A 23,172-nucleotide genomic window follows, 5' to 3' on the forward strand; every position below is an offset into this window, starting at 1 on the left:
ACCGAATCTATTTACACTTCGCATTAAAAAGAGCGAGCCACGCTTCATAAATGAAAAGTGATCTCGCTCAAACCAATCGATTTTTATTCAATTGAAAACTCTCACCAACGTTATTTGACAAAGAGCCGAAATAATTTAACGATTTATAATGTTGAAAACCGTCTACTAATGAGCTTTTTAATTGTTCAGTCATTGTTGTTCGATCTGACATATCAATTGTTGCAAAAATATTATATTGTTCTATTAATTTTGCATTAAATGATTCAGGATTTTGTGATAACGCAACAATCAAACAGTTTTGATCTTCTTTTCTAATTGCTTCAATTAATTCTTCTGCTTTAATTGATTCGCTTAAATCTAAACTAATATAATAAAATTCTGCCATACTACCACTTAACGATTTTATGACGCTTGAAGGTTTTCTAGTTGTTAAATTAAACTCGGCATTAATTCCTTTTAAAGTTGCGTACTTCTCTAATGTACTATGTACGATTTCAATATAGCTATAATCTTCTTCACATATAATTACTCTCATAATTACTCCCCCAAAACTTACATTCTTTAATTCTCTATAATCTATTTATAAGATTATCACATATATCTTAAGAATAGCATTAAATTAACATTTCACATAATACAAAACTTGTTAGATTTGAAATATAATATTAATATTCGTTTAAAAAATTATTATGGTTCAAACTTACGGATTTTTACAATCTTGCAAATAGCGTATTCACTGGAATTGTAATCATCATTATACAACAAATTTCGACAAATATAATAGAGTTAAAATGACTAATTTTAGGGTATAAATACTAGCAAGAGGTGATACTTATGTCCATACTAAATCAAAAATCAGATCAAAGTTTTGAATTTATTGGCAAAAATGTTGGAATTTTTATGATTCATGACTTAACTGGAAGTCCGCAGAATTTAATGGAAATTGGTGAGATTTTTGCAGAAGCAGGTTATTCTGTTCAAATTCCTTGTTTACTTGGTCACGATGAAAATGAAGAAGTATTACAAAACAAAACGATTGATGAAATTTATCACAAATTGTATGACGAATTTAATTCATTCAGCGATCAACTTGAATATACAATTTTATTCGGCTTTGCTACGGGTGGTGCTTTTGCACAACAAATTGCGAGTAATAATGAAATTGCAGGATTAATTTTATTGAATTCATTATTTGCCCCTCCTGAAAAACTAGTTTCCGTCGCGATGAACAGTTCCGAAATCACACTTCCTACAGGTACAATTGATATCAAAAACAATCGTGCCAAAGTAAAAGTATTCGAAAATGTTCCCGTTAGTTTAATTAAGGAATTGACTGAGGTTAGCTCTAGATTGTTTAAAGATGCAGTCAATATTCATGCACCTGTACTAATTTTGCAATCGATTGATGACCATGTTTATGCACCAAAAGATGCCGATCAAATGCTGACGAAAATTGGCTCTAGAGAAAAGCATCTGGTCATGCTTTACGATAGTTATCATTATGCACCTGTTGATTATGACCAAGAGCGAATTGCTAATCAAAGCTTGTTCTTTATTAAAGGATTAGATCCAAGGCGTGAAGATTAGCGAACATACAAAAGGGATGTACCGTGGCTTAACACGATACATCCCTTTTAACGTTTTAAAACGGCCCGTAGTTCATATAATGCGCTACGATTAAAATAATGACACTGACAATAACTTGTGCGATGAAAAATGGAATATACCATCTCACCCATTTATTCCACGGAATTCCGGCTACCGCTAATGCGGCAATTAACGCCCCGTTTGTCGGGAATAATAATGCGGCAATACCATCACCTAATTGGAAAGCTAATACAGCAGTTTGACGTGTAACATTAACTAAATCTGCTAATGGAGCCATGATCGGCATTGTTAATGCTGCTTGACCACTTTGTGATGGGATTAAGAAATTGATGACCATTTGAATGAACATCATTGCGACAGCTGTAAGCGCTGAAGGAACATTTGCTAACATATCACCCATGAAGTGTAATAATGTATCTAATAATCCACCACTTTGGAAGATTACAAGTACTGCTTGAGCAAGACCGATTATTAATGCTCCACCAATTAACTCACTCGCTCCTTTAACGAAGCTATCAGCGATTTTCGAAGGATTCAGCCCTCCAACAATCCCCATAATAATACCCGCTAATAAGAATAATCCAGCTAATTGAGGAATAAACCATTCATATACTTTTACACCGATAATAAGTGCAACAAAATTCAATAAAAATACTGATAATACTAATTTATGACGTAAAGTCATTTTTAATGTGACATCTTTATCTTGTGGACTAAATGCACTAAACTTGCCGTAAATACCCAGTTCAGGATTTTTCTGAACTTTAGAAGCATGACGGTAAATAAAGTATGACGCCATTGAAAAGAAGATGATGAAAATGACGATTCTGAAGCCCATACCAGAGAACGTTGGTAATTCGGCAATACCTTGTGCAACTGCTGTCGAGAATGGGTTTAGGAATCCAGCGGTGAATCCCATCCAAGCACCCATTACAACGATTGCGAAGCCGGTTACAGCATCGAATCCAAGTGCAATTGTTAAAGGTACAATTAAAGCTACATAAACCGCTACTTCATCACTCATACCCATTGTTGCGCCACAAATTCCGAAGAATAGGACGAAAACAGGAATCATCAGTTTTTCTTTGCGCTTCATTTTTTCAGCGAATGTAACGATGAATGTATCAAGTGCGCCAGTAGCATTCATAATACCGAATACCCCACCGATGATTAGTACGAAGAAGATTGTCCCTGCACCATTTACCATCCCTTCGTGAATACTCGTGAATATATCTAGAAATTGAACAGGTGTATTTTCTACAAATTTGAATGAATCTGCAATTAACACACTATGCCCATCTTTATCTTCAGTGTCGTAGTGACCAGCAGGGACTATGTACGTCAAAATCGCTGATATAACGATTAATGAGAATATTAATACGTATGCATTAACTCCTTGTCCCTCACTATTTTCTTTTTTTCTTTTAAACATAATATAACTCCTTATAAACGAATAATGATGACTTAAATTGATTTTAAATACAATAATAATTATACATAGAGAATTATTTTTATACAATAGATTTTTTATTCGTGGAATATTCAAAAAACGTATTTCTCGCATACAAGAAATACGTTTTCCGATTTTACTTTATAATTAGCCTTTGACCTTCATAAACAAATGATAAATCCAACCTGTTTAATTCGATTAATACTTTTTCTGATTGATTAAACTTCTTGGCAATGGATGGAATCGAATCGCCATTTTTCACGAGATATACTTTCTTTCCTTTCGTTAAAGTCGAATTAAATGTTTTATATTTTTGTGGCTTACTACTAGTGGATCTAACTTTCGTCGTACGAATCTTTTTTCTTTATGGCTATTCAACTTTTGTGGTTGTTTGCGCAAGACCTGTTGTGGTTCATTTGCTTCATTCATTTGTTGATCAGTGACAGCAATAACTAACTTTGAACCAACTTGAATTTCATTTGAATCAAGATCATTCCATATAAATAATTGATCTGTTGAAATTTTGAATTCCTTCGCGATCGTACTTAAAGTATCCCCTTTTTCAATAACAATATATTTTGTAGGTACTAGTATTAATACTTCATCAAATTCGGTTAAGTGATGGCGGACAATAATTTCATTTAGTTTTTCTGCATATTTCGAGTCAGTGGCATATGCTCCTTGAAGAGCTTGAGTCGCTTCTTCATAATGATCACTAGTACTTTTCCAAGTTTTCATATAATAGAACGGATTACTTTTCAAGCCGTTTTTCATTAAATTCGCATAATCTTCAAGAGATTCATTCGTTGTTGAGTATTTACGAAAGGATGATTTAATTGAAAATAATTGAGCATTGCCATCGTCTTCCATCGTTCTAAAGTCGACTGTTCCACCATTATACTGTCCTTTTATACCGAATAAATTATTAAAAGGAGCTTGGCTTAGCTGACTTCTTCCGTAATTTGATTCTAGTATTGCTTGAGCGATCATTACGGATGCATAAATATTATGTTGTTGAGCAATTTCAGAAGCATCTTCACTGATTTTTTCAATGAATGGAACGCTATTTGCTGCCTCCACTGTCATATTATTAATTGATGACATTGCACCTATGATGACTAATACACTTAACCCCTTATAAATATTTATTTCATTCAACCACCTTTTATTAAATTTTACATAATTTACGTCTTCACTCTTTACCCTTTTATGACCTAAATATTCCTAAGCAACCATAGATTAATTATGATAAAATAAACTAATAATTCACAATTCGGGGTGCTGCATGCGAAAAATACATTATAGTTGGGTCATTTTAATCATCACATTTATATCCATCATAGTTGCTGGAATCGTTCGATCATCTTCCGGTGTTTTTATAGAACCTTTTGAAGCTGAGTTTTCATGGAGTAGAGCAAATATTTCACTCGCTTTTGCTGTCGGATTATTTTTATACGGCTTATCTGGTCCTTTCATGGCCGCATTTGTCGAAATTTTCGGACTCAAAAGAGTGATGGTTTATTCTATGGGCTTATTAGCTGTCGGACTTTTGGCTACATTATATATGAAGGAACAATGGCAGTTAATCTTAATATGGGGTGTTTTAATTGGCGTGGGCTCTGGATTATTCTTAACCGTTTTAAGTACACAAGTTGCCAATCGATGGTTTTCAAAACATCGTGGTTTGGCCGTCGGTATACTTACTGCTGCCACGGCCACGGGACAACTCGTTCTATTACCTGTTCTAGCCATATTAGTTGAGCAATATAATTGGCAAGCCGCAATTAAACTAATTTTACTTTTGGCGATTATCATGACGGTTATTTTATTACTATTTATGAAAGATACACCAGAATCAATTCAATTGAAGAAATACGGAGAACTTTCGGATTCACCTCCACCTCCAATACATAATCTTTCAAAAAATCCGTTTGTACTCGTATGGAACTCTTTAATAGAAGGTTTACGTTCAAAGGCGTTCTGGTTATTAGCTGGTAGTTTTTTCATATGTGGACTTTCTACAAGTGGATTAATCGGTACGCACTTCATCAGTTACTGCATGACATTCGGTTTTCCTTTAGTAGTTGCCGCTTCCATGCTATCTTTTATGGGAATTTTTGATTTAATCGGCACGACATTGTCGGGTTTCTTATCCGATAAAATCGATAATCGTTGGTTATTATTTTGTTACTATTCATTACGTGGACTATCGCTTTTAGCCCTTCCATTCGCATTGAATAGTGGTTCATACACTTGGTTAGTTGTCTTTTCCATTTTTTACGGCTTAGATTGGATTGCAACTGTCCCACCAACAATTGGCTTAGCTAGACGGGAATTCGGCATCGAAAAAAGCGCTATGATGTATGGCTGGATTGTTGCGTTCCATCAACTCGGCGCTTCATTTGCTGCATATGCTGGTGGCGTGATTTTCGACATCTTCAATTCCTATTCATTCGCATTTATGTTGGCTGGTGGTTTCTGTGTATTAGGTAGTCTTTTTGTTATATTACTTAAAAAACATGATCCGAAAACAGAAATTTACTAATGTTTGCAACCTTTTTGTAATAAAAACTGTTCTAGTAAAGGTGTAAAGTTATGATACAATAACTACTGAATCTTTATTAGGAGTGACCTTTTTGAATTATGAATTATTAAAGTCAATCAATGGATTGGCCGGACAAGTAGGTTGGATTGACGATGTAATGAAATTCGCCACTAACTACGCAGTCCATGTATTTGCCGTTGTTTTATTACTAATGTGGTTCTTTGGCAAGGAACAAATGAAAAAAACGGTTGTTTATTCTGCTATTTCAGGTGCCGTTGGTATTTTAGTTAATGTACTTATTAGTAAAATTTATTTTGAAGCACGACCTTTTGTAACGCATGATGACATTCATATACTTGTGGATCATGCCGCTGACGCTTCGTTTCCAAGTGATCATACGACCGGAGCAATTGCTCTTGCGTTTGCCATTGCGCTTCGCCATAAAAAACTCGGCGTAATTATGATGTTATTTGCATTATTAACTGGCTTCTCTCGTATATATGTTGGAAATCATTATCCAGGGGATGTTTTAGCAGGAATTATTGTCGGTATTTTAGTAGCTTGGATCTTTTCTAAAATGAAATGGCTTGTAAATCCAATTGCGAACTTCATTATTTCAATTTATAATGCTATTCCATTATTACCAAAAAAAATGTAGTCATTCCAGCAGGGAACCTAGTATCACAGGTTTCCTGTTTTTCATTTGTGCTATTTTAAATAAAAATGCAAGTAATAAAAATATTATAAAATACCGTTTTTAGCTATTTGAAAGCGTTTTATCCTTATTTATTGACAAATTTGTGAACGAAGTATATGATTAAGTCACAAAGTTGTCACAGTTTTCAGGAGATGTATATAACAAAGGAGGAATTTCTAATGAACTTATATGATATTATTTTAATCGGTGTTAGTTTGATTTCGATCCCTCTCGTTTGTGCAATTTGGCTTGATGCATTCTATGCTCATAGAAAACGTGTTGAGTTCTCACTTCTTAGAACCGCAGGATGGTATGCAGCAATTTTCGTTGTATCTTTCGTACCGACAGTGATCGCAGTCTACAATTTGAAAGGTTAGGTGTACGAACCGTGTTTATTTTCACATAGAAGCTCATCAATAGTCATCATTGATAAGCTTCTTTTTTTCGATAAAAAAATGCCGACCATTAAATGATCGACAAATACTTTTCATTATTTTGCTGCACCAGTAGACATCATAAGGAAACCTACGAAAGCCATACCGATTAAAACGCCAATTATATTGACGAAACTCATAACACTTCTCTCATTCTTAACAATACTGACTGCAGTTAATACACAGCCAATCATGTAAATAAAGAAACCTGAAAAGATGAAAAAGTTCCCTGATAAAAATTCAATTGATTGATCCGTAAATGGTGGAATTAAGAAAAATAATCCAGCAAAAACGAATACGAATGCGAAGCGCGAAAAGACGCGTGTCATATGAACACTCCTTTATAATCTATAAATCGTTCGATATCCCACTATGTAGAATAGCATATTTTGAACAATTCCAGTAGTTGGTTTGCACATGTGACATGAATTTGTATGAATTTTGGAATTAATTACCTGTAACTTGTTTTAAAGTTCTGGTAAATACTTCTTCTGGTTCAACGCCAATTATACCAAATCGATTGTCGAAAACGAAAAACGGCGCGCTTTCAACACCAATTTGTTGCGCAGCGTATTGATCCATTTCAAGTTCATAAGCAAATTTATCTTCTTCTAATACTTCTTTTGCTATCTCTTTTGATAATCCTATTTGTTCAATTACTGTATACAGAAAGTTTCGATCTGATAAATCTTTTCCATCTGTAAAGTGAGCTTTCATTAGTAAATCCGTATATTGTTGATCCAAATTTTCGGATGCTACCCACTTCCCTAGACGGTGTGCATCAGCCGTATTCGCACCAATCATTGTATCGAAATTAAAGTCTAATCCAACTTCTTTTGCATGCGCTGTTAATTCTTCAAGAAATTCATCCAATTTGCGTTGATTTCCGCCCATCATGTCAAGCATATAGTCTTTATAAGGTATGTCTATACTACCTTCGATTTCAGGATGTATTTCGTATTTTCTAAAAATCATATTTGGTGCTTCATCTAATTCTACTTTTTCAATTGCATTCGCTAGTTTTGTCTTGCCGATATAGCAAAATGGACAAGTAAAGTCTGAAAATATTTCGATCTTCATAATATGCCTCCTAGTTCCAGGCATTCATACCGCCTCGAACATTTTTAATTGATGTAAATCCTTGTTTTTTAAGCTGTTTACAAGCTTGCATACTTCTCATACCACTTTGGCAAATAACGATTACTTCTTTATTTTGATCTAAAGTACTGAAATTCGAACCTAGTGGCATGTTTTTAAATTGTTTAATATGTCTACCTTTATATTCGGCAGGTGTGCGTACATCAATTAATAATTGATTCGCATTTTTTTGATTGATGATACTTTTTAAATCACTTGTTGAAATTTGTTCAACACCTTTTGCAGGCTTCATTCGAATGATTAAAAATAGCACAATGACCGCAATGACAATCCAAACCATGTCGCATCTCTCCTATAAGATATCCATCCAAATTTTAATGGCAGTTGCTAATATTAAAATTGCCAAGAAAACTTGTAGAATTTTGATATTTAATTTCTTACTTACTTTTGCCCCAATTGGAGCAGCGATTAAGCTTGCAATAATCATAATAATTGTTGGAAGCCATTCTACTTGGCCAGTCGAAATCTTTCCAATCGAACCACCAATCGAAGCAAGCAATGTAATTGCTAAACTTGAAGCAATTGTAACTCGTGTTGGAATGCCTAGAACAACGAGCATGATTGGCACAAGGATGAATCCTCCACCAGCACCGACAATTCCGGATGCAAGGCCGACGATGATTGCTAAGCTGAATGCAAGTGGTTTATTGAATAGAATGTCTGCTTGATCTTCAACTTTCTTTTTCGGAATAAACATCATCACTGCGGCAATGATTGCCAATACACCATATACCATATTGACGCTTGTTTCGGAAAAAGAACTTGAAGCAAAACTACCAATGAAACTACCGATTACGACCCCAGATCCCATCGTGATAATTAACGGTTTATTAAGTAGTGAGCCATTTTTATACGCTAATACACCTGCTAATGACGCAAACATTACTTCAACCGCACTAATCCCGGATACTTCATGGGATGTGAAAGCTGTAAAGCCTAAAAGCGGTGGTACGTAAAGAAGGAGGGGAAATTTAATAATTGCCCCACCAATACCTAACATACCTGAAACAAAGCTACCGACTAAACCGAGAACGAATATTGTCAAGATCCATAGAAAATCCAAGGTATTTCCTTCTTTCTATCCGATCATTACCCTTTTTGGATAGTGAAAGTTATTTCTTCACCATTAACTTCTTGACTTAAAATTGTGTTTTTACTAGCATTTGCCCATGCTGGAATATCTGCTAACGACCCTTTATCTGTGACAGTTACTTCTAGTATTTGCCCCGCTTCTAAAGTATCTATTGCTTTTTTCGTACGTACGATTGGCATTGGGCAAGCCAACCCTTTTGCGTCTAATTGTAAATCAATATTCATTTTAATTGTCTCCTCTAGTATATACTATTATCGAATTGCGCATCGGTTAGGGCCGATTTCCATCTCTGTTTGTTCTTCATTTGTTGGGCTAATTTTCCCCATATTGACGTGACGAATTTGCGTATATGCATTTGGTTGTGGTGGTAAATGATCCGTTACAGCTTTACGGAATTCTTCTTCATCCGTCATATTTAGTCCGTGATTTTCAACTAATAAATCGCCGAAACGTTTACCTACTGTACCATTCGCGTTTAATTCCTCGATTACCATGAAATGCGCTGGTAAAACGATTAAATCTTCATTTAATTTGCGGTAGCGTGTATATAGCGTTTCGCGTAAATCCCCTACCCAATCCTCCGCAAGTCCAGCTAAGTCTGGGCGACCGATTGAATCGACGAATAAAATATCCCCTGTTAGGAAATATTTATGGTCAATAACCATAGAAGTTGAACCAATAGTATGACCAGGTGAATAAATTGCTTGTAAATCTAATGTCGATCCTCCAATTGTGAATGAAGCTTGATCTTCTAACTTCGCATATTTAAAAACGACTTCTTCCGCATCTTTTTCAGGTAAATAATACGTTGCACCTGTTTTCTCGGAAAGTAATCTTCCACCTGAAATATGATCGGCATGTAAATGCGTATCGAATACATATTTGATTGTCACGTTTTTTTCGTTTGCGAAGTTTTCAAATACATCTGTAAATCGTACTGCATCTACAACCGCTGCTTCGCCTTGAGAAACGACCATGTAAGATAAACAACCTTTACCTAAACGAACAAATTGGTACAATTCCCCGCCATTTTTTAAATCACTAACTTTAATTGGTTCAATATATGAACTCCAAGCTTTCATGCCGCCTTCTAAGTAACCAACATCTAAGCCTTCTTCTTGGATTAGATCGGCAACCATGATTGAAGAACCTTCTTTAGCACAAACGACTAGAATGTCCTTGTCTTTCGGTAATTTCGGTAATAAATCTTCCACTCCATCTAGTAATTCAAAATATGGAATGTTTAAGTATTCAAAGTTTTCGCCTTCAATTTTCCAATCAGCGAAGTCTCCTTCATTACGAACATCTAAAATAAATAGTGATTTTTTATTAATCACATAATCTGCAATTTTCTTTGATGACCATTTCGTTGTCATTCAATTACCCCCATAGGTATATTTTATTTGAAATATAAGAGTTGTTCAAGTAATACGTTTGAACAACTCAAATTGTTTATTAGAAACTTAATGATGGAGCTGCATCTTTAGCAAATTCTAAGAAAGTTACTGCACCGCCAACTTCGATTCCATCCACTAAATCTTCCGCTTTAATGCCCATTACGTCCATCGTCATTTGGCACGCGATGAATTTGACCCCTAAATCTTGCGCCATTTCTAGTAATTCAGGAATAGATGGGATATTTGCATTTTCAAAACCAGCTGCTACTTGCTCACTACCTGCTGGTACAGATAAATGATTGATTCCTTGTTTATGAATGAAGTTTAAACCTTCAAATGTGAAGAAGATTGTTACTTCCTTTTCTGTTGCCGCTGCTGCTGTTGCAATGTTGAATACTTTATATGCATCGAATAATCCACCGTTACTTGCGATAATTGCTACTTTGTTTGACATAATAAATTCCTCCAATAAATTTAAATTGTTTTTTCGATTAACCCTTTATAACCATTCATACCTTGTTCCACATTGAAAACTTCATCAAAACCATTTTTTTGTAACATCTGGCATGCTAAATCACTTCTTTGACCAGAGCGACAGATTACATAGATCGTTTTGTCCTTATTCAGTTGCGATAAATTATCAAATAATTGACCGAAAGGGATTGAAATAGACCCTTTAACATGACCAAAAGCATACTCAACTTCCTCACGAACATCTAAGACTAAAGAATCAGAACTGATAGAATCTAAGTTTTCAACATTGAATGTTTTTTCAAAATGAACTTGTTCTACTTTCGATGGATCACATTTTCTTAAATAGTGAATCAGCTTTCCATCTTCCTCAACTAAACCAATATATTGATGTCCTGTTGAATCTGCCCAAGCTGGTAAATCTGCTTTCGAGCCAGCATCAGTTGATACAACTTCAAGCGTAGCACCTACTTCTAATGTATTCATCGTCTTTTTTGTTTTGACGATGGGCATTGGACAAGCCATCCCTGTTACATCTAATTGATGATCTACTTTCATAGAAAACAATTCCTCCTCATACCGATAGGGGTATATTTTCATTAAAAAATAAAAACGAACAATGCCGTTTTGTTATTTCCTACTCACACTTTAATATACCCCGTTAGGTATTGTCAACAAGAAAGTTTATGAATACATTTTATTAATAATTAAAATATTAGTTATTAAAGCAAAAAATTAACAGAAAAGACTAAACGATTCATTTATACTATATATAATATTAATAGGAGGGACTATTTTGAAAAATTTATTCAATTTCAAATCGATCAAGACGAAAATTCTATTTAGTTTTGCCATTGTTTTCGTATTTGTATTGGTTTACAGTTACATAAGTTTGACAGCATTTAAAGAAATACGTGCAACTACAGAGAATATGATCCAGCAAGAAATGAAGCTTCAAATCGCAAATGAAAAAGCAGCTTCAAACTTTGCTATACAAGTATCTTCTGTACGCGGCTATATTATTACCGGAAATCAAATTGAAGCAAGTCAGTTCGATTTATATGATGAAAAAAGATTAGAAAATGAAGAAATCATCAATAAATTAAGTAATAAAGAGTTTGCAAAAGACTTAATGGATCGTACTAATCAATGGTCGAATGATGTTCGTACTAAAATCATAGATGAGTATGCGAAAGGTAATGAAAAAGTCGCAATTGCCAATCAAACCTCTATAAGTGCTACTACGAAGGAAATTCTCGCTTCATATGACCAATTAACTACTGAACGTGCAAAACAAGTTACTAAAGAAGGTGAAGATTTAGTTGCTTTAACGAAGAAAATCCAAATTTTCACATTTATTTTAGCGTTAATCACTGTTTTATCAGCAACGATCATTTCTGTAATTACAGCAAGAATCATTTCAAGACCTCTCGTACGTATTACGAAGAAACTCTCTACAATCGCAGATGGAGATTTAACGCTTGAAAAAGAAACAATGGACCGCAAAGATGAGATTGGTCAATTAAATAGTAAAGCGAATCTACTATTGGATCGTTTACGCGATATGATGGGAACGATGCAACATGTATCACAAAACGTCGCTAATCAAAGTGATTCATTAGCGCAAGCTGCTGATGAAATTAAGCAAGGTTCGAATCAAATTGCCATTACAATGCAGGAATTAGCTGAAGGTTCTGAAGAACAAGCTTCAAATGCCAGTGATTTAGCTTCAACTACAGACGGCTTTGTATCTGTCATTAAACATGCAAGCGAAAATGGTCAAAAGATTTTCAATAGTTCCACTGCTGTATTAACCTATACAAACGATGGTTCTGATTTAATGCAGCAATCGACGAAACAAATGAATTCAATCGACAATATTATGAGTAATGCAGTAACTAATATGCAAGAATTGAACAAGGAATCTGAACAGATCTCTACTTTAGTTCAAGTCATTAATAGTATCGCAGATCAAACGAATTTATTAGCATTAAACGCTGCGATTGAAGCTGCCCGTGCTGGTGAAGCGGGTAAAGGTTTCGCAGTTGTTGCTGATGAAGTACGTAAATTAGCAGAACAAGTGACGACATCTGTAAGTGATATTTCTACGATTGTAGATAAGATTCAAGTAAATACAGTCAAAGTTTCTCAATCATTAGAAAATGGTTATGGTGAAGTTGTTAAAGGTACTGCTCAAATCAAATCAACGAATGAAACTTTTGAAATCATTCGTAACGCAGTATCAACTATGGCTACTAATGTTAAAGAGATTTCAACCGATTTAGATGGCATCGTAACGTCTTCTCAAACAATTCAATCTGCTGTAGATGAGATTGCTTCTGTTTCTGAAGAATCGGCTGCTGGTGTGGAAGAAACAACTGCTACTGTGCAGCAAACGACTAGTTCGATGGAGCAAATTTCAGGAAATGCGGATGATTTAGCATCTATGGCTACTCAATTGAACGCAACAGTTAGACAATTTAAACTATAAGCATAAGAAAAACGGAAACTGCGTTGTCGCGCGGTTTCCGTTTTTTGTTATTTTCGATCAATTAAACGATTTGCTTCCAAAACATTCACTTTCTCCTCACCAAAAACATTCAACACTTTATGTTCTGTAGCATTTTCAATTATTCCTTTCACTTCTTGAGTAGATAAACCACTCTCATTGACGATTCTTGGAATTTGAACCTTCGCTGCTTTCACCGAAATATGCGGATCTAATCCTGATCCCGATGCAGTCATCAACTCTGCTGGAATATCTGACTTTGCAATACTTGGATTTTGATGTTCAAATTCTTTCAGCGACTCTTTCAAACGATCAATTAATGCTGGATTTGAAGGTGCGTAGTTATTACTGCCCGAGCTAACCCCTGCAAAATCTGTATCCCTTTTATCGTACATATTATATCCAACTGCAGATGGTCGAGATGTAAAATGTCCTTCCTCATCAAATTGCTGACCAATTAATGAGGAACCGATTACTTTTCCATCTTCTTTTATTAAGCTTCCATTCGCTTGTTTTGGAAAAGCTATTTGCCCAATTCCGGTTAATACAAGTGGATAAATTAAGCCACAAATGACCATAAAAGTTAATGTGATGAGCAATGCCTTTTTCAAACTTTTAATCCAATTCATAATTTACATCCTTTCTCTCAAACGATTAAATAAACGGCGCAATTAATAAGTCGATGATTTTGATACCTAAAAACGGTACAATTATACCCCCTACACCATATAGTAATAGATTTTTAGTTAGTAATTTATTCGCTGAAATCGCTTGATACTTCACGCCTTTTAAAGCAATTGGAATAAGCATAGGAATAATAATGGCATTGAAAATTAATGCAGCTAAGATCGCACTAGTTGGTGAATCTAAATGCATAATATTTAATTTTTCCATCTGTGGAATCCCCGCTACTAAAATCGCTGGAATTATCGCAAAGTATTTCGCTACATCATTAGCGATACTAAAAGTAGTTAATGCGCCACGTGTCATTAATAATTGTTTACCAATGCTGACAACTTCGATAATTTTCGTCGGATCCGAATCTAAATCGACCATATTGGCTGCTTCTTTAGCGGAATTTGTCCCCGTATTCATAGCCACACCTACATTAGCTTGCGCAAGTGCAGGCGCATCATTCGTGCCGTCTCCCGTCATTGCTACAACATGACCTTGTTCCTGTTCTCGCTTAATGACATTTATTTTATCTTCGGGCTTACTTTCTGCGATGAATGAATCAACACCTGCTTCTTGCGCAATTGCTGCTGCAGTCAATGGATTATCCCCCGTACACATAACTGTTCGAATACCCATTTGTCTTAAACGGTCGAAACGCTCTTTTAACCCCGCTTTTACAACGTCTTTTAAATAAATGACACCAATTACTTCACCATTTTTAGTCACTACTAATGGTGTACCACCTTTATTCGAAATATCTTTTACAAATTTTTCTGCATCCGACGGCATATTATTTACGTATTTTTTGACTGAATCGAACGCACCTTTTCTATATACATCCCCATTCGCACAATCTACACCGCTCATACGCGTTTGAGCCGAAAATGGAATGACTATTAGGCTTTGTTGCTGATCATCTGATAAGGACAGTGATGGAACTAATTGAAGTGCTAATTGAATGATTGATTTACCTTCCGGGGTATCATCCTGCTGTGAACTATAATATGCTGCCGTTGTAATATCTTGTTGTGTAAAATGATTCACCGCATAGAATTCAGTCGCCATGCGGTTTCCGTAAGTGATTGTACCAGTTTTATCTAAAATCAAAACATCGACATCTCCACATGCTTCAACTGCTCGACCATCTTTCGCAATGACATTAAATTGTGTGACGCGATCCATGCCTGCTATGCCAATCGCCGAAAGTAAGCCACCGATTGTTGTCGGTATTAAACAGACTGTAAAGGCAATTAATGTAGTAAAGGAAATATCGATTTTCAAAAAATTCAACATTGGAAACATCGTCACTACGACGAGAAGAAAAATGATCGTCAAACTAACAAGTAATGTTGTTAGCGCAATTTCATTTGGTGTTTTTTTACGAACTGCTCCTTCAATTAATTCAATCATTTGATCTAAAAATGATTCGCCTGCTTTTGCAGTAATCTTTATTAATAGTGAGTCACTCGTTACAACCGTACCACCCGTTACCGATGAAAAATCTCCACCATTTTCTTTTATAACGGGGGCTGATTCTCCTGTAATTGCCGATTCAGCGACCGTGGCGACACCTTGGATTACTTCGCCATCATTTGGAATCGTCTCCCCAGCCTTTACAAGTACTAAGTCGCCTAACTTTAACGATGAAGAGTCGACCATTTTCTCTTGTCCATCCATTAGTAAACGTGCCTGTGTGTTTGATTTTGTCTTTTTCAAACTGTCAACTTGCGCCTTCCCTCTACCTTGTGCAATTGATTCAGCAAAATTGGCGAACCATACAGTGATAAATAAGATGATTGTTACGATGACATTGTATATTCGATTTTCGTGACTACTAAGTGCGTTTGGGAAAAATACTAAGATCAATGAAATAACCATGCCGATTTCTACGGTCATCATGACAGGGTTTTTCCACATATATACAGGGTTAAATTTCTTGATGCCTTGCCATAAAGCCCCGAAGATTATTTCACGACTAAACGCTGCTTTTTTTGAACCTTCCATTGATTTCACCTTATTTCATCGATATTTGTAAGAATTCTGATATTGGGCCGAGTGCAAGTGCAGGTAAGAATGTTAAAGCACCAACAATTAAGATAATTGCCACTAAGAAAGTAGCGAACATTGGTGTATCTGTTTTTAACATTGTTTCCGTTTCCACATTGACCGCTTTTTTTGCGATTAATGTCGCAATTGCTAGTTGTAAAGCGATGGATGTATAACGACCAAAGAACATCGCTAATCCCGTTGTCACATTCCAAAAAGTCGAATTGTCTGCCAACCCTTCAAAGCCTGAACCATTATTTGCTGCAGAAGAAGCGAATTCATATAACACTTGAGAAAGCCCATGCGCTCCTGGGTTCGTGATTCCATCGACACCACCTACTGTTGCTACAGCGAGTGCAGAGAAGCCTAAAATCAACGCTGGATGCACTAATATACATAGCGCGATTAACTTCATCTCTTTCGCTTCAATTCTTTTGCCTAAAAACTGTGGTGTACGGCCAATCATTAAACATGCGATGAAGATGGCAAGTAACATATACATCATCATATTCATTAAACCAACGCCTTTGCCCCCGAAAACGACATTCAACATCATATTGAACATTGGTACGAGTCCACCAAGCGGCGTTAAAGTATCATGCATATTGTTAACCGTACCTGTTGTAAATGCTGTCGTTACAGTTGTGAAAAGTGCTGATTGTGCAATACCAAAGCGACTTTCCTTCCCTTCCATACTTCCAGCTTGCTGATCCATGCCTAATTGCGTAATTAGTGGATTTCCAGCTTTTTCGGCAAAGTAAACAGTTACTAAGCCAACGATGAAAATAGCAGCCATTGCTGTGAAGATCACCGCACCTTGTTTGCCAATCCAAGATTTTTTATTTTTTCGGTAAGCAATCATGAGTCCAAATGCGACAACACATGCACCTGGTAAAAGCATCATCGACAACATTTCAATAATTTTTGTAAGGACTGTCGGATTTTCAAAAGGTGTAGATGAATTGGCTCCGTTAAAGCCTCCACCGTTAGTCCCAAGATGTTTAATGGATTCCAATGAAGCAATTGGACCAAAAGCAAGATCTTGCTGCTTCCCTTCAAGCGTTGTAATCGTCGTATTTTTTTGTAATGTTTGCGGTACTCCTTGCCAAATCAGTGATAAAGAAATGACAAATGAAAATGGTAATAATACGCGTGTAATAATTTTCGTAAAGTCGACGAAGAAATTACCATTCACATCAGATTTCGCAATGAATTTTCGGCAAAATGCCATGCATACTGCGTAACCAGTAGCCGCTGATGTAAACATTAAAAATGTAATGACAATCATTTGAGATAAATAACTAAGTCCGGATTCACCACTATAATGTTGTAAATTCGTATTCGTCATAAATGAAATGATCGTATTAAATGACAATGTTGTTTCCATATTGTCAATTTGATTTGGGTTGAAAAATAAATATTTTTGCGTTCTCAATATGATGTAGCCGATTGCGACCATCATAAAATTGACAGCTAGCATAGATAAGAAATATTTCTTACCTGACATATCATCTTGTTGAATGCCACACACTTTGAAAATAAGCTTCTCAATAGGCGAGAAAAATCGCTCACCGATTGTTTTTTCATTCATTGAAATTTTGTTTAAGTATTTCCCCATTAATAATACGAGCGGTAAATAAATGAGGAGAATTAATAGTATTTGAAACATTTTCTCACCACCTTAATATTGTTCTGGATTCGTTAATGCGTGTAATAAGTATAAAAATAAACAAATGATGATGCCGCCAAGTACATACAATTGACTTACCTCCTATTGATCATGATTTTTATTGCACCAAAGCATTAGTAAATAGAGAACCCCGAACCCGCTAAACATGATGGCTACCATTAATAGTTCGAGCATCGTTCATCACCCTTTCGAATTTTGTATCCTTACTATATTCCAAAGGAGATTTAGGTAGTGTTTAGATAACCGCTCGAAACATTAAGATGGTATAAAGAACGACATTCATCAAAGTAATTTACAAAAAATGTAGTTATAATAGAGAAAAGGTGGTGGAAATATGACTGTTCATCAAAAAGGGAAATTGAAAATATTTCTCGGATATGCTGCTGGTGTAGGTAAAACTTACACGATGTTAAAAGAAGCACATGATTTACTGGAGCGGAAAATCGATGTAGTCATTGGATATGTAGAACCGCATATGCGACCTGAGACGACCGCTTTAATAGAAGGATTGGAGCAAGTTCCACTTCTTAAAGTCATGTATAAGGGGAAGTCATTCAATGAATTGGATTTGAATGGCATCATGAAGAGGAATCCGAAATGCGTGCTAATTGATGAGCTAGCTCATACGAATACACCAGGATTAAGGCATGAGAAAAGATACGGAGATATTGAAGAATTATTGAATCACGGCATTGATGTTTATTCGACTTTGAATATTCAACATATTGAAAGTTTGCATGACATTGTTGAGAAAATCTCTGGTATCGCAGTTCGTGAAAGAATTCCCGATCGAATCGTTGATGCTGCAGATCAAATAAAACTTGTAGATATCGAACCTGATGAATTGATTGATCGATTATCCAATGGCCAAATTTATCAAAAAGAACGTGCTGAAAAGGCGTTAGATCACTTTTTCACTATTAAAAACCTCACTGCTTTGAGAGAAACTGCATTACGGAGAATAGCGGATACAATACAGCAAAAGAATTTTGAAAAAACGGTCAATGAACATATTCTTGTCGGCGTGAGTAGTTCTCCTACAAGTGCAAAAGTAATTCGTACAGCCGCCAGACTCGTCCAATCGCTTCATGCAAAATTCACTTGTCTATATGTCGCGCTTGATGATGTTGAGATGTCTTCGGAGGATGAATTACGGTTGAAAAGTAATTTGAAATTGGCGGAACAACTGGGCGCAACGATTATTACTGTAAAAGATGACGGCATTGTTTCTGCCATCGCCAACTACGCCCAAATCAGTGGTGTAACTAAGATTGTAGTGGGCAAAACTTTGAGCCAAGGTCGAACTTTCCCACGTAGGAAACTCACCGACCAATTGAACGAGCGAATTCCAAATATTGCCCTTTTTATCGTGCCAGATCAAGATCATATTCCAAAATCCTTCAAACTCCCAAAAGTAGATGTTTCTTTTAAATGGAGTGACTTTGGTAAGATGTTTTTCATTTTCTTTATTGCGACATTATTAGGACTGTTTTTTGAAAAACTAGGCATTAGTGAATCGAATATGATCACCATTTATATTTTTGCGGTATTATTAATTGCCTTTTGGACGGATGGTTGGATCTTAAATATTATTAGTTCTGCATTAGCCGTTCTCACATTCAATTTCTTTTTTACGACACCAATTTTTTCATTCGAAGCGTATCACCATGACTATCCCATGACATTTACAATCATGTTCATTGCAGGGTTTTTGACGAGTAGTCTAATGAAAAAAATTCGAAAACAAGAAAAGCTAGCAACTTCAAATGCATACCGTGTTGAAGCTCTTTTAGAAGCAAATCGAAATCTACAAGGTGCTAGGTCTCACAAGGAATTAATTCACATTGGTTGTCATGAAATGATGAAAATAACGGAATTACCTATTGTTTTTTATGAAGTGGAACAGGATGCAATTGTTCAGAATCACTTCTTTGAGTGCATCATTCAATCCGAAACGAAAAACACGCAAATTAAAAGCCAATTGTTTAATGCAAATGAGCGCGCGATTGCAAATTGGGTTGTTCATAATCAAAAAAGAGCCGGTATGACAACAGATATTTTTAAAGATGCGCAGGCGATTTATTTGCCGATTTTTCATAATGATGCGGTGATTGCAGTTCTGACGATTACCCTTTCGAAAAAAGAGCAGCTTCCTACTTTTGAAAGACAAATTCTGCAAGCAGTTACGAATGAATTTACTTTAGCGTATGAACAATATTTCTTATTAAAAGAAAATGAAACTGTTGCACATGAGAAAAAAATGGAACAGATTCAATCTAATTTACTCCGTTCGATTTCTCATGATTTAAGAACACCTTTAACAACGATTTCGGGAAATGTGGATCTACTTAAATCGAATGAACGCTTACTTTCAATGGAACAAAGAAAAAATATGTATGAAGACTTGTCCTATAATGCGAATAGATTAGTGCAACTCGTGGAAAACTTACTCGCTGCTTCCAAATTATCGAACGGAAATTTCCCGCTTACGATCCAAAATGAAGTGGTGGAAGATGTACTATTTGAAGTCGTTCAACATATTAAAACATACAACTCTCGCCCCATTTCTTTGAATATTGAGGAGTCAACTTCAACTGCAAAAATGGATAGCCGATTGATTTCGCAAGTACTTCATAACTTAATTGACAACGCTGTTCACCATACAGCTGCGGATCGAAAAATCTTCGTAAATGTGCATGAAGTATCCGGAAATATTCGATTTGAGGTCATCGATGAAGGGGATGGATTATCAGAAGAACAAATTCAAAACTTACTCAATCCAAATCGAATTATGCAATTCAAACAACATGATCAACAGCGCGGATTAGGAATCGGTTTAATCCTCTGCCAAAATATATTGCAATTACATCAATCAACATTAACGATTCAAGTAAATGAACCAAGAGGAACAAACTTTGGTTTTACATTAGAAAGTGGTGACCATGAATGAAGAAAATCTTAATAATCGAGGATGACTTAGCGATTGGCAACTTAATGAAAATGGCATTTGAGCTGAACCAATTTTCTTATGAATTAAGTGTCACTGGCCAAGACGCATTGCAAAAAATCTTATCCTATCAACCTCATATCATAATTTTAGATTTAGGCTTACCCGATTTAGATGGGACGGAAATTATTAAAAAAGTGAGATCTTGGAGCAAAACACCAATCATCGTCGTTAGTGCGCGCGATGATGAAACGGATAAAATTGAAGCACTCGATTTAGGAGCGGACGACTATATTACGAAACCTTTTAGTATTGATGAACTGTTAGCGAGAATTCGCGTTGCATTGCGCAGAGTTGATGAAATTCAACCGGCGAGCAATTTATTTACGAATGGCCCATTAACAATCAATTTCTTATCACAGGATGTTTGCGTAAACGAGCATGAAATTTACTTAACACCTAATGAATACTTGCTGCTCGAAGTTTTAAGCCGTAATGTCGGCAAAGTGTTGACGCATAATTTCTTGTTAAAATCCATCTGGCAAGATGCACTAGACACGGATATTCCTAATTTACGTGTGTTTATGGCCACTTTGAGAAAAAAACTTGAAATTGCTGATTCCCCACTTATTCAAACCCATATTCGAGTCGGCTATCGAATGATTCATTATTAAATGATGGAGAAAGTGAAGTTGTGTGAAAACACGATTTCACTTTTTCTATTTGAATTTGCTACAATAAAGTGGACAGATCGATTAGGAGTGTTTATATGAATAAGATTTTTATTATAGAGGATGATGCGGCAATCGCTGCTCAAATTAAAGAACATTTTCAATCTTGGAGTTTGGAAGTTGTTATTGCGCAAGATTTTCATCGGATCATTGATGAGTTTAATGCGCACACACCTTCACTTGTCATCATCGACATCCAACTACCAGCTTATGATGGTTTTCACTGGTGTCGTGAAATCCGAAGTCTTTCGGATGTGCCAATTATTTTCCTATCTTCACGTGATCAACCAATGGATATGATCATGGCGATGCAAATGGGTGCGGATGATTATATTCAAAAACCTTTTCACATTGATGTACTATTATCAAAAGTTCAAGCGATACTTCGTAGAACATACAAATACACCATTACGACGAATAATCTTACGAAATGGAATGGTTTAGACATCGATTACGCAAGCAGTACAATGACTTTCAACGGTACACAAGTGGATCTTACTAAAAATGAACAGTTTATTTTAAAAGTACTACTTGAGCATCAAGATGAAATTGTATCGCGTGATGAACTCATGCGCCGGTTGTGGGATGATGAGCGATTTGTAAATGACAATACACTTACCGTAAACGTCAATCGATTAAGAGGTAAATTAAGCGATTTTGACTTAGATGATGCCATTGAAACGAAAAAAGGTCTTGGTTATATGGCCATCACAAAGGATGGGAAGCGATGATCCGACTATTCATAAAGGATCAAATTAGTTGGATCTTATTTTTCGTCATTCTCCTACTTTGGATGAATTTATTATTTTATTTAGATGCTGGTTTTGAAGGGATTTCAATTGCCTATTTGAATATGACTTCCATTGGACTATTCATCGTATTCGTCATTTTCCGCCTCGTTATTTGGCATTTGCAGTTTAAAAATCAAGCGATTCTCCATTTTGAAGGCAATAGTTTATTTGATTTATACAACCGTGAATTTGAAAAGCTATTAGAACAGACAAAGCAAAAGGAAAACTTAATGTCCGTCCAATTCCAAGAGCAGGCAGATGAGCAAGTCATGTGGATTCATGAGATGAAAACGCCGCTTACTGCACAGCGGTTGATGATTGATGCATTGCCACCTTCAAAAAAGAAGCAAGAGCTTGATTTAGAATGGATTCGCATGAATTTCTTACTTGATCAAACATTGCATACATTGCGAATGCAAACATTGGAAAAAGATTTGATTTTACAACAACTTCCTTTACGAGAACTATGTATTAAAGAAATACGCTCACTTCAAAGCTGGTTTTTAGAAAAGGATTTAGAAATCGACATGGATGATGTCACACATGAAGTGCATAGTGATGCAAAGTGGCTTCAGTTCATACTTCGACAAATTTTATCGAATGCCATTAAATATTCGCCGAATGGTTGTTCTATTGAAATAATGAGTAAACAAACAGCCGATCAACGCGTATATTTGGAAATACGCGATCACGGTGTTGGCATTTCTAAAGAAGATTTACCAAGATTGTACCAGCGTGGTTTTACCGGATCATTCGGACGTAAACAAAGTGCTTCAACAGGAATGGGCTTATATTTAAGCAAGAATATTGCGGATCGCCTAAAGATCAACATTCAAGTCACATCTGAATTAAATGAAGGGACAACTGTGAAATTATTCTTCCCGATCCCAAATAAAATGGACGAAATTCATACAGTGTGACGAAAATGTC

General features: G+C 35.7%; 23 protein-coding genes. 9 read left to right on the forward strand and 14 right to left on the reverse strand.

The features are described from left to right. Positions 1 to 67 precede the first annotated feature (67 nt). Positions 68 to 535, reverse strand: coding sequence for a hypothetical protein (locus DF281_RS03645; protein ID WP_109348884.1), 468 nt, complete (start codon positions 533 to 535; stop codon positions 68 to 70). Positions 536 to 834: 299 nt separating this feature from the next. Between DF281_RS03645 and DF281_RS03650 the strand changes: the two genes are divergently transcribed. Next, a complete protein-coding gene (locus tag DF281_RS03650) occupies positions 835 to 1,587 on the forward strand; it encodes an alpha/beta hydrolase (protein ID WP_109348885.1) in 753 nt (250 codons plus the stop codon). A 55-nt stretch (positions 1,588 to 1,642) separates the two neighbouring features. On the opposite strand, the gene DF281_RS03655 is transcribed toward DF281_RS03650, so the two are convergent. Beyond that, a complete protein-coding gene (locus DF281_RS03655) occupies positions 1,643 to 3,040 on the reverse strand; it encodes a YfcC family protein (RefSeq protein WP_109348886.1) in 1,398 nt (465 codons plus the stop codon). A gap of 303 nt (positions 3,041 to 3,343) precedes the next feature. Next, complete coding sequence (locus tag DF281_RS03665; RefSeq protein WP_133538365.1) at positions 3,344 to 4,216, reverse strand: glucosaminidase domain-containing protein; 873 nt, start codon at positions 4,214 to 4,216, stop codon at positions 3,344 to 3,346. A gap of 127 nt (positions 4,217 to 4,343) precedes the next feature. On the opposite strand from DF281_RS03665, the gene DF281_RS03670 reads away from it, so the two are divergent. From DF281_RS03670 to DF281_RS03680, 3 genes are all read left to right on the forward strand, one after another. Next, complete coding sequence (locus tag DF281_RS03670) at positions 4,344 to 5,603, forward strand: MFS transporter (protein ID WP_109348889.1); 1,260 nt, start codon at positions 4,344 to 4,346, stop codon at positions 5,601 to 5,603. A 91-nt stretch (positions 5,604 to 5,694) separates the two neighbouring features. After that, a complete protein-coding gene (locus DF281_RS03675; RefSeq protein WP_109348890.1) occupies positions 5,695 to 6,261 on the forward strand; it encodes an undecaprenyl-diphosphatase in 567 nt (188 codons plus the stop codon). A gap of 218 nt (positions 6,262 to 6,479) precedes the next feature. Then, positions 6,480 to 6,677 (forward strand): hypothetical protein, encoded by a 198-nt coding sequence (locus DF281_RS03680; protein ID WP_109348891.1) that lies wholly within the window; start codon positions 6,480 to 6,482, stop codon positions 6,675 to 6,677. A 113-nt stretch (positions 6,678 to 6,790) separates the two neighbouring features. Here DF281_RS03680 and DF281_RS03685 read toward each other — a convergent pair whose 3' ends face one another. From DF281_RS03685 to DF281_RS03720, 8 genes are all read right to left on the reverse strand, one after another. Next, a complete protein-coding gene (locus DF281_RS03685; protein WP_109348892.1) occupies positions 6,791 to 7,063 on the reverse strand; it encodes a hypothetical protein in 273 nt (90 codons plus the stop codon). A gap of 118 nt (positions 7,064 to 7,181) precedes the next feature. Continuing rightward, complete coding sequence (locus DF281_RS03690) at positions 7,182 to 7,814, reverse strand: DsbA family oxidoreductase (RefSeq protein WP_166636062.1); 633 nt, start codon at positions 7,812 to 7,814, stop codon at positions 7,182 to 7,184. Between the two features lie 10 nt (positions 7,815 to 7,824). After that, positions 7,825 to 8,172, reverse strand: coding sequence for a rhodanese-like domain-containing protein (locus DF281_RS03695; RefSeq protein ID WP_109348894.1), 348 nt, complete (start codon positions 8,170 to 8,172; stop codon positions 7,825 to 7,827). 12 nt (positions 8,173 to 8,184) lie between these two features. Continuing rightward, a complete protein-coding gene (locus DF281_RS03700; RefSeq protein WP_109348895.1) occupies positions 8,185 to 8,955 on the reverse strand; it encodes a sulfite exporter TauE/SafE family protein in 771 nt (256 codons plus the stop codon). Between the two features lie 26 nt (positions 8,956 to 8,981). Continuing rightward, entirely contained in the window at positions 8,982 to 9,209 is a 228-nt protein-coding gene (locus DF281_RS03705) for a sulfurtransferase TusA family protein (RefSeq protein WP_109348896.1), read from the reverse strand. Between the two features lie 27 nt (positions 9,210 to 9,236). Then, entirely contained in the window at positions 9,237 to 10,361 is a 1,125-nt protein-coding gene (locus tag DF281_RS03710; protein WP_109348897.1) for an MBL fold metallo-hydrolase, read from the reverse strand. 79 nt (positions 10,362 to 10,440) lie between these two features. Next, positions 10,441 to 10,836, reverse strand: a complete 396-nt coding sequence (locus tag DF281_RS03715; RefSeq protein ID WP_109348898.1) for a DsrE/DsrF/DrsH-like family protein — start codon at positions 10,834 to 10,836, stop codon at positions 10,441 to 10,443. 20 nt (positions 10,837 to 10,856) lie between these two features. Beyond that, complete coding sequence (locus DF281_RS03720) at positions 10,857 to 11,411, reverse strand: sulfurtransferase TusA family protein (protein ID WP_109348899.1); 555 nt, start codon at positions 11,409 to 11,411, stop codon at positions 10,857 to 10,859. Positions 11,412 to 11,649: 238 nt separating this feature from the next. Between DF281_RS03720 and DF281_RS03725 the strand changes: the two genes are divergently transcribed. Further along, a complete protein-coding gene (locus tag DF281_RS03725; RefSeq protein ID WP_109348900.1) occupies positions 11,650 to 13,344 on the forward strand; it encodes a methyl-accepting chemotaxis protein in 1,695 nt (564 codons plus the stop codon). A gap of 47 nt (positions 13,345 to 13,391) precedes the next feature. On the opposite strand, the gene kdpC is transcribed toward DF281_RS03725, so the two are convergent. Genes kdpC through kdpA form a run of 3 tightly spaced genes read right to left on the reverse strand, consistent with a single transcriptional unit; the run spans position 13,392 to position 17,752 of the window. After that, positions 13,392 to 13,991: a potassium-transporting ATPase subunit KdpC gene (gene kdpC, locus DF281_RS03730; RefSeq protein WP_172461963.1), complete on the reverse strand. Its 600-nt coding sequence runs from the start codon at positions 13,989 to 13,991 to the stop codon at positions 13,392 to 13,394. 25 nt (positions 13,992 to 14,016) lie between these two features. After that, the gene (gene kdpB, locus DF281_RS03735; protein WP_109348902.1) at positions 14,017 to 16,041 is read right to left on the reverse strand and encodes a potassium-transporting ATPase subunit KdpB; all 2,025 of its coding nucleotides are present in this window, start codon (positions 16,039 to 16,041) and stop codon (positions 14,017 to 14,019) included. 10 nt (positions 16,042 to 16,051) lie between these two features. Continuing rightward, complete coding sequence (kdpA, locus tag DF281_RS03740) at positions 16,052 to 17,752, reverse strand: potassium-transporting ATPase subunit KdpA (RefSeq protein WP_109348903.1); 1,701 nt, start codon at positions 17,750 to 17,752, stop codon at positions 16,052 to 16,054. 355 nt (positions 17,753 to 18,107) lie between these two features. On the opposite strand from kdpA, the gene DF281_RS03745 reads away from it, so the two are divergent. The 4 genes from DF281_RS03745 (at position 18,108) to DF281_RS03760 (ending at position 23,162) form a co-directional block, all read left to right on the forward strand. After that, entirely contained in the window at positions 18,108 to 20,723 is a 2,616-nt protein-coding gene (locus DF281_RS03745) for a sensor histidine kinase (RefSeq protein WP_109348904.1), read from the forward strand. After that, a complete protein-coding gene (locus DF281_RS03750; protein ID WP_109348905.1) occupies positions 20,720 to 21,394 on the forward strand; it encodes a response regulator transcription factor in 675 nt (224 codons plus the stop codon). The genes DF281_RS03745 and DF281_RS03750 overlap by 4 nt, the downstream gene beginning before the upstream one ends. A 95-nt stretch (positions 21,395 to 21,489) precedes the next feature. After that, positions 21,490 to 22,182 carry a response regulator transcription factor gene (locus DF281_RS03755; protein ID WP_109348906.1) on the forward strand — a complete coding sequence of 231 codons (693 nt, stop codon included), beginning with the start codon at positions 21,490 to 21,492 and terminating at the stop codon, positions 22,180 to 22,182. Further along, entirely contained in the window at positions 22,179 to 23,162 is a 984-nt protein-coding gene (locus DF281_RS03760) for a sensor histidine kinase (RefSeq protein WP_109348907.1), read from the forward strand. The genes DF281_RS03755 and DF281_RS03760 overlap by 4 nt, the downstream gene beginning before the upstream one ends. Positions 23,163 to 23,172: the final 10 nt, after the last annotated feature.

Source organism: Kurthia zopfii, assembly GCF_003143955.1.
Lineage (GTDB): Bacteria > Bacillota > Bacilli > Bacillales_A > Planococcaceae > Kurthia > Kurthia zopfii.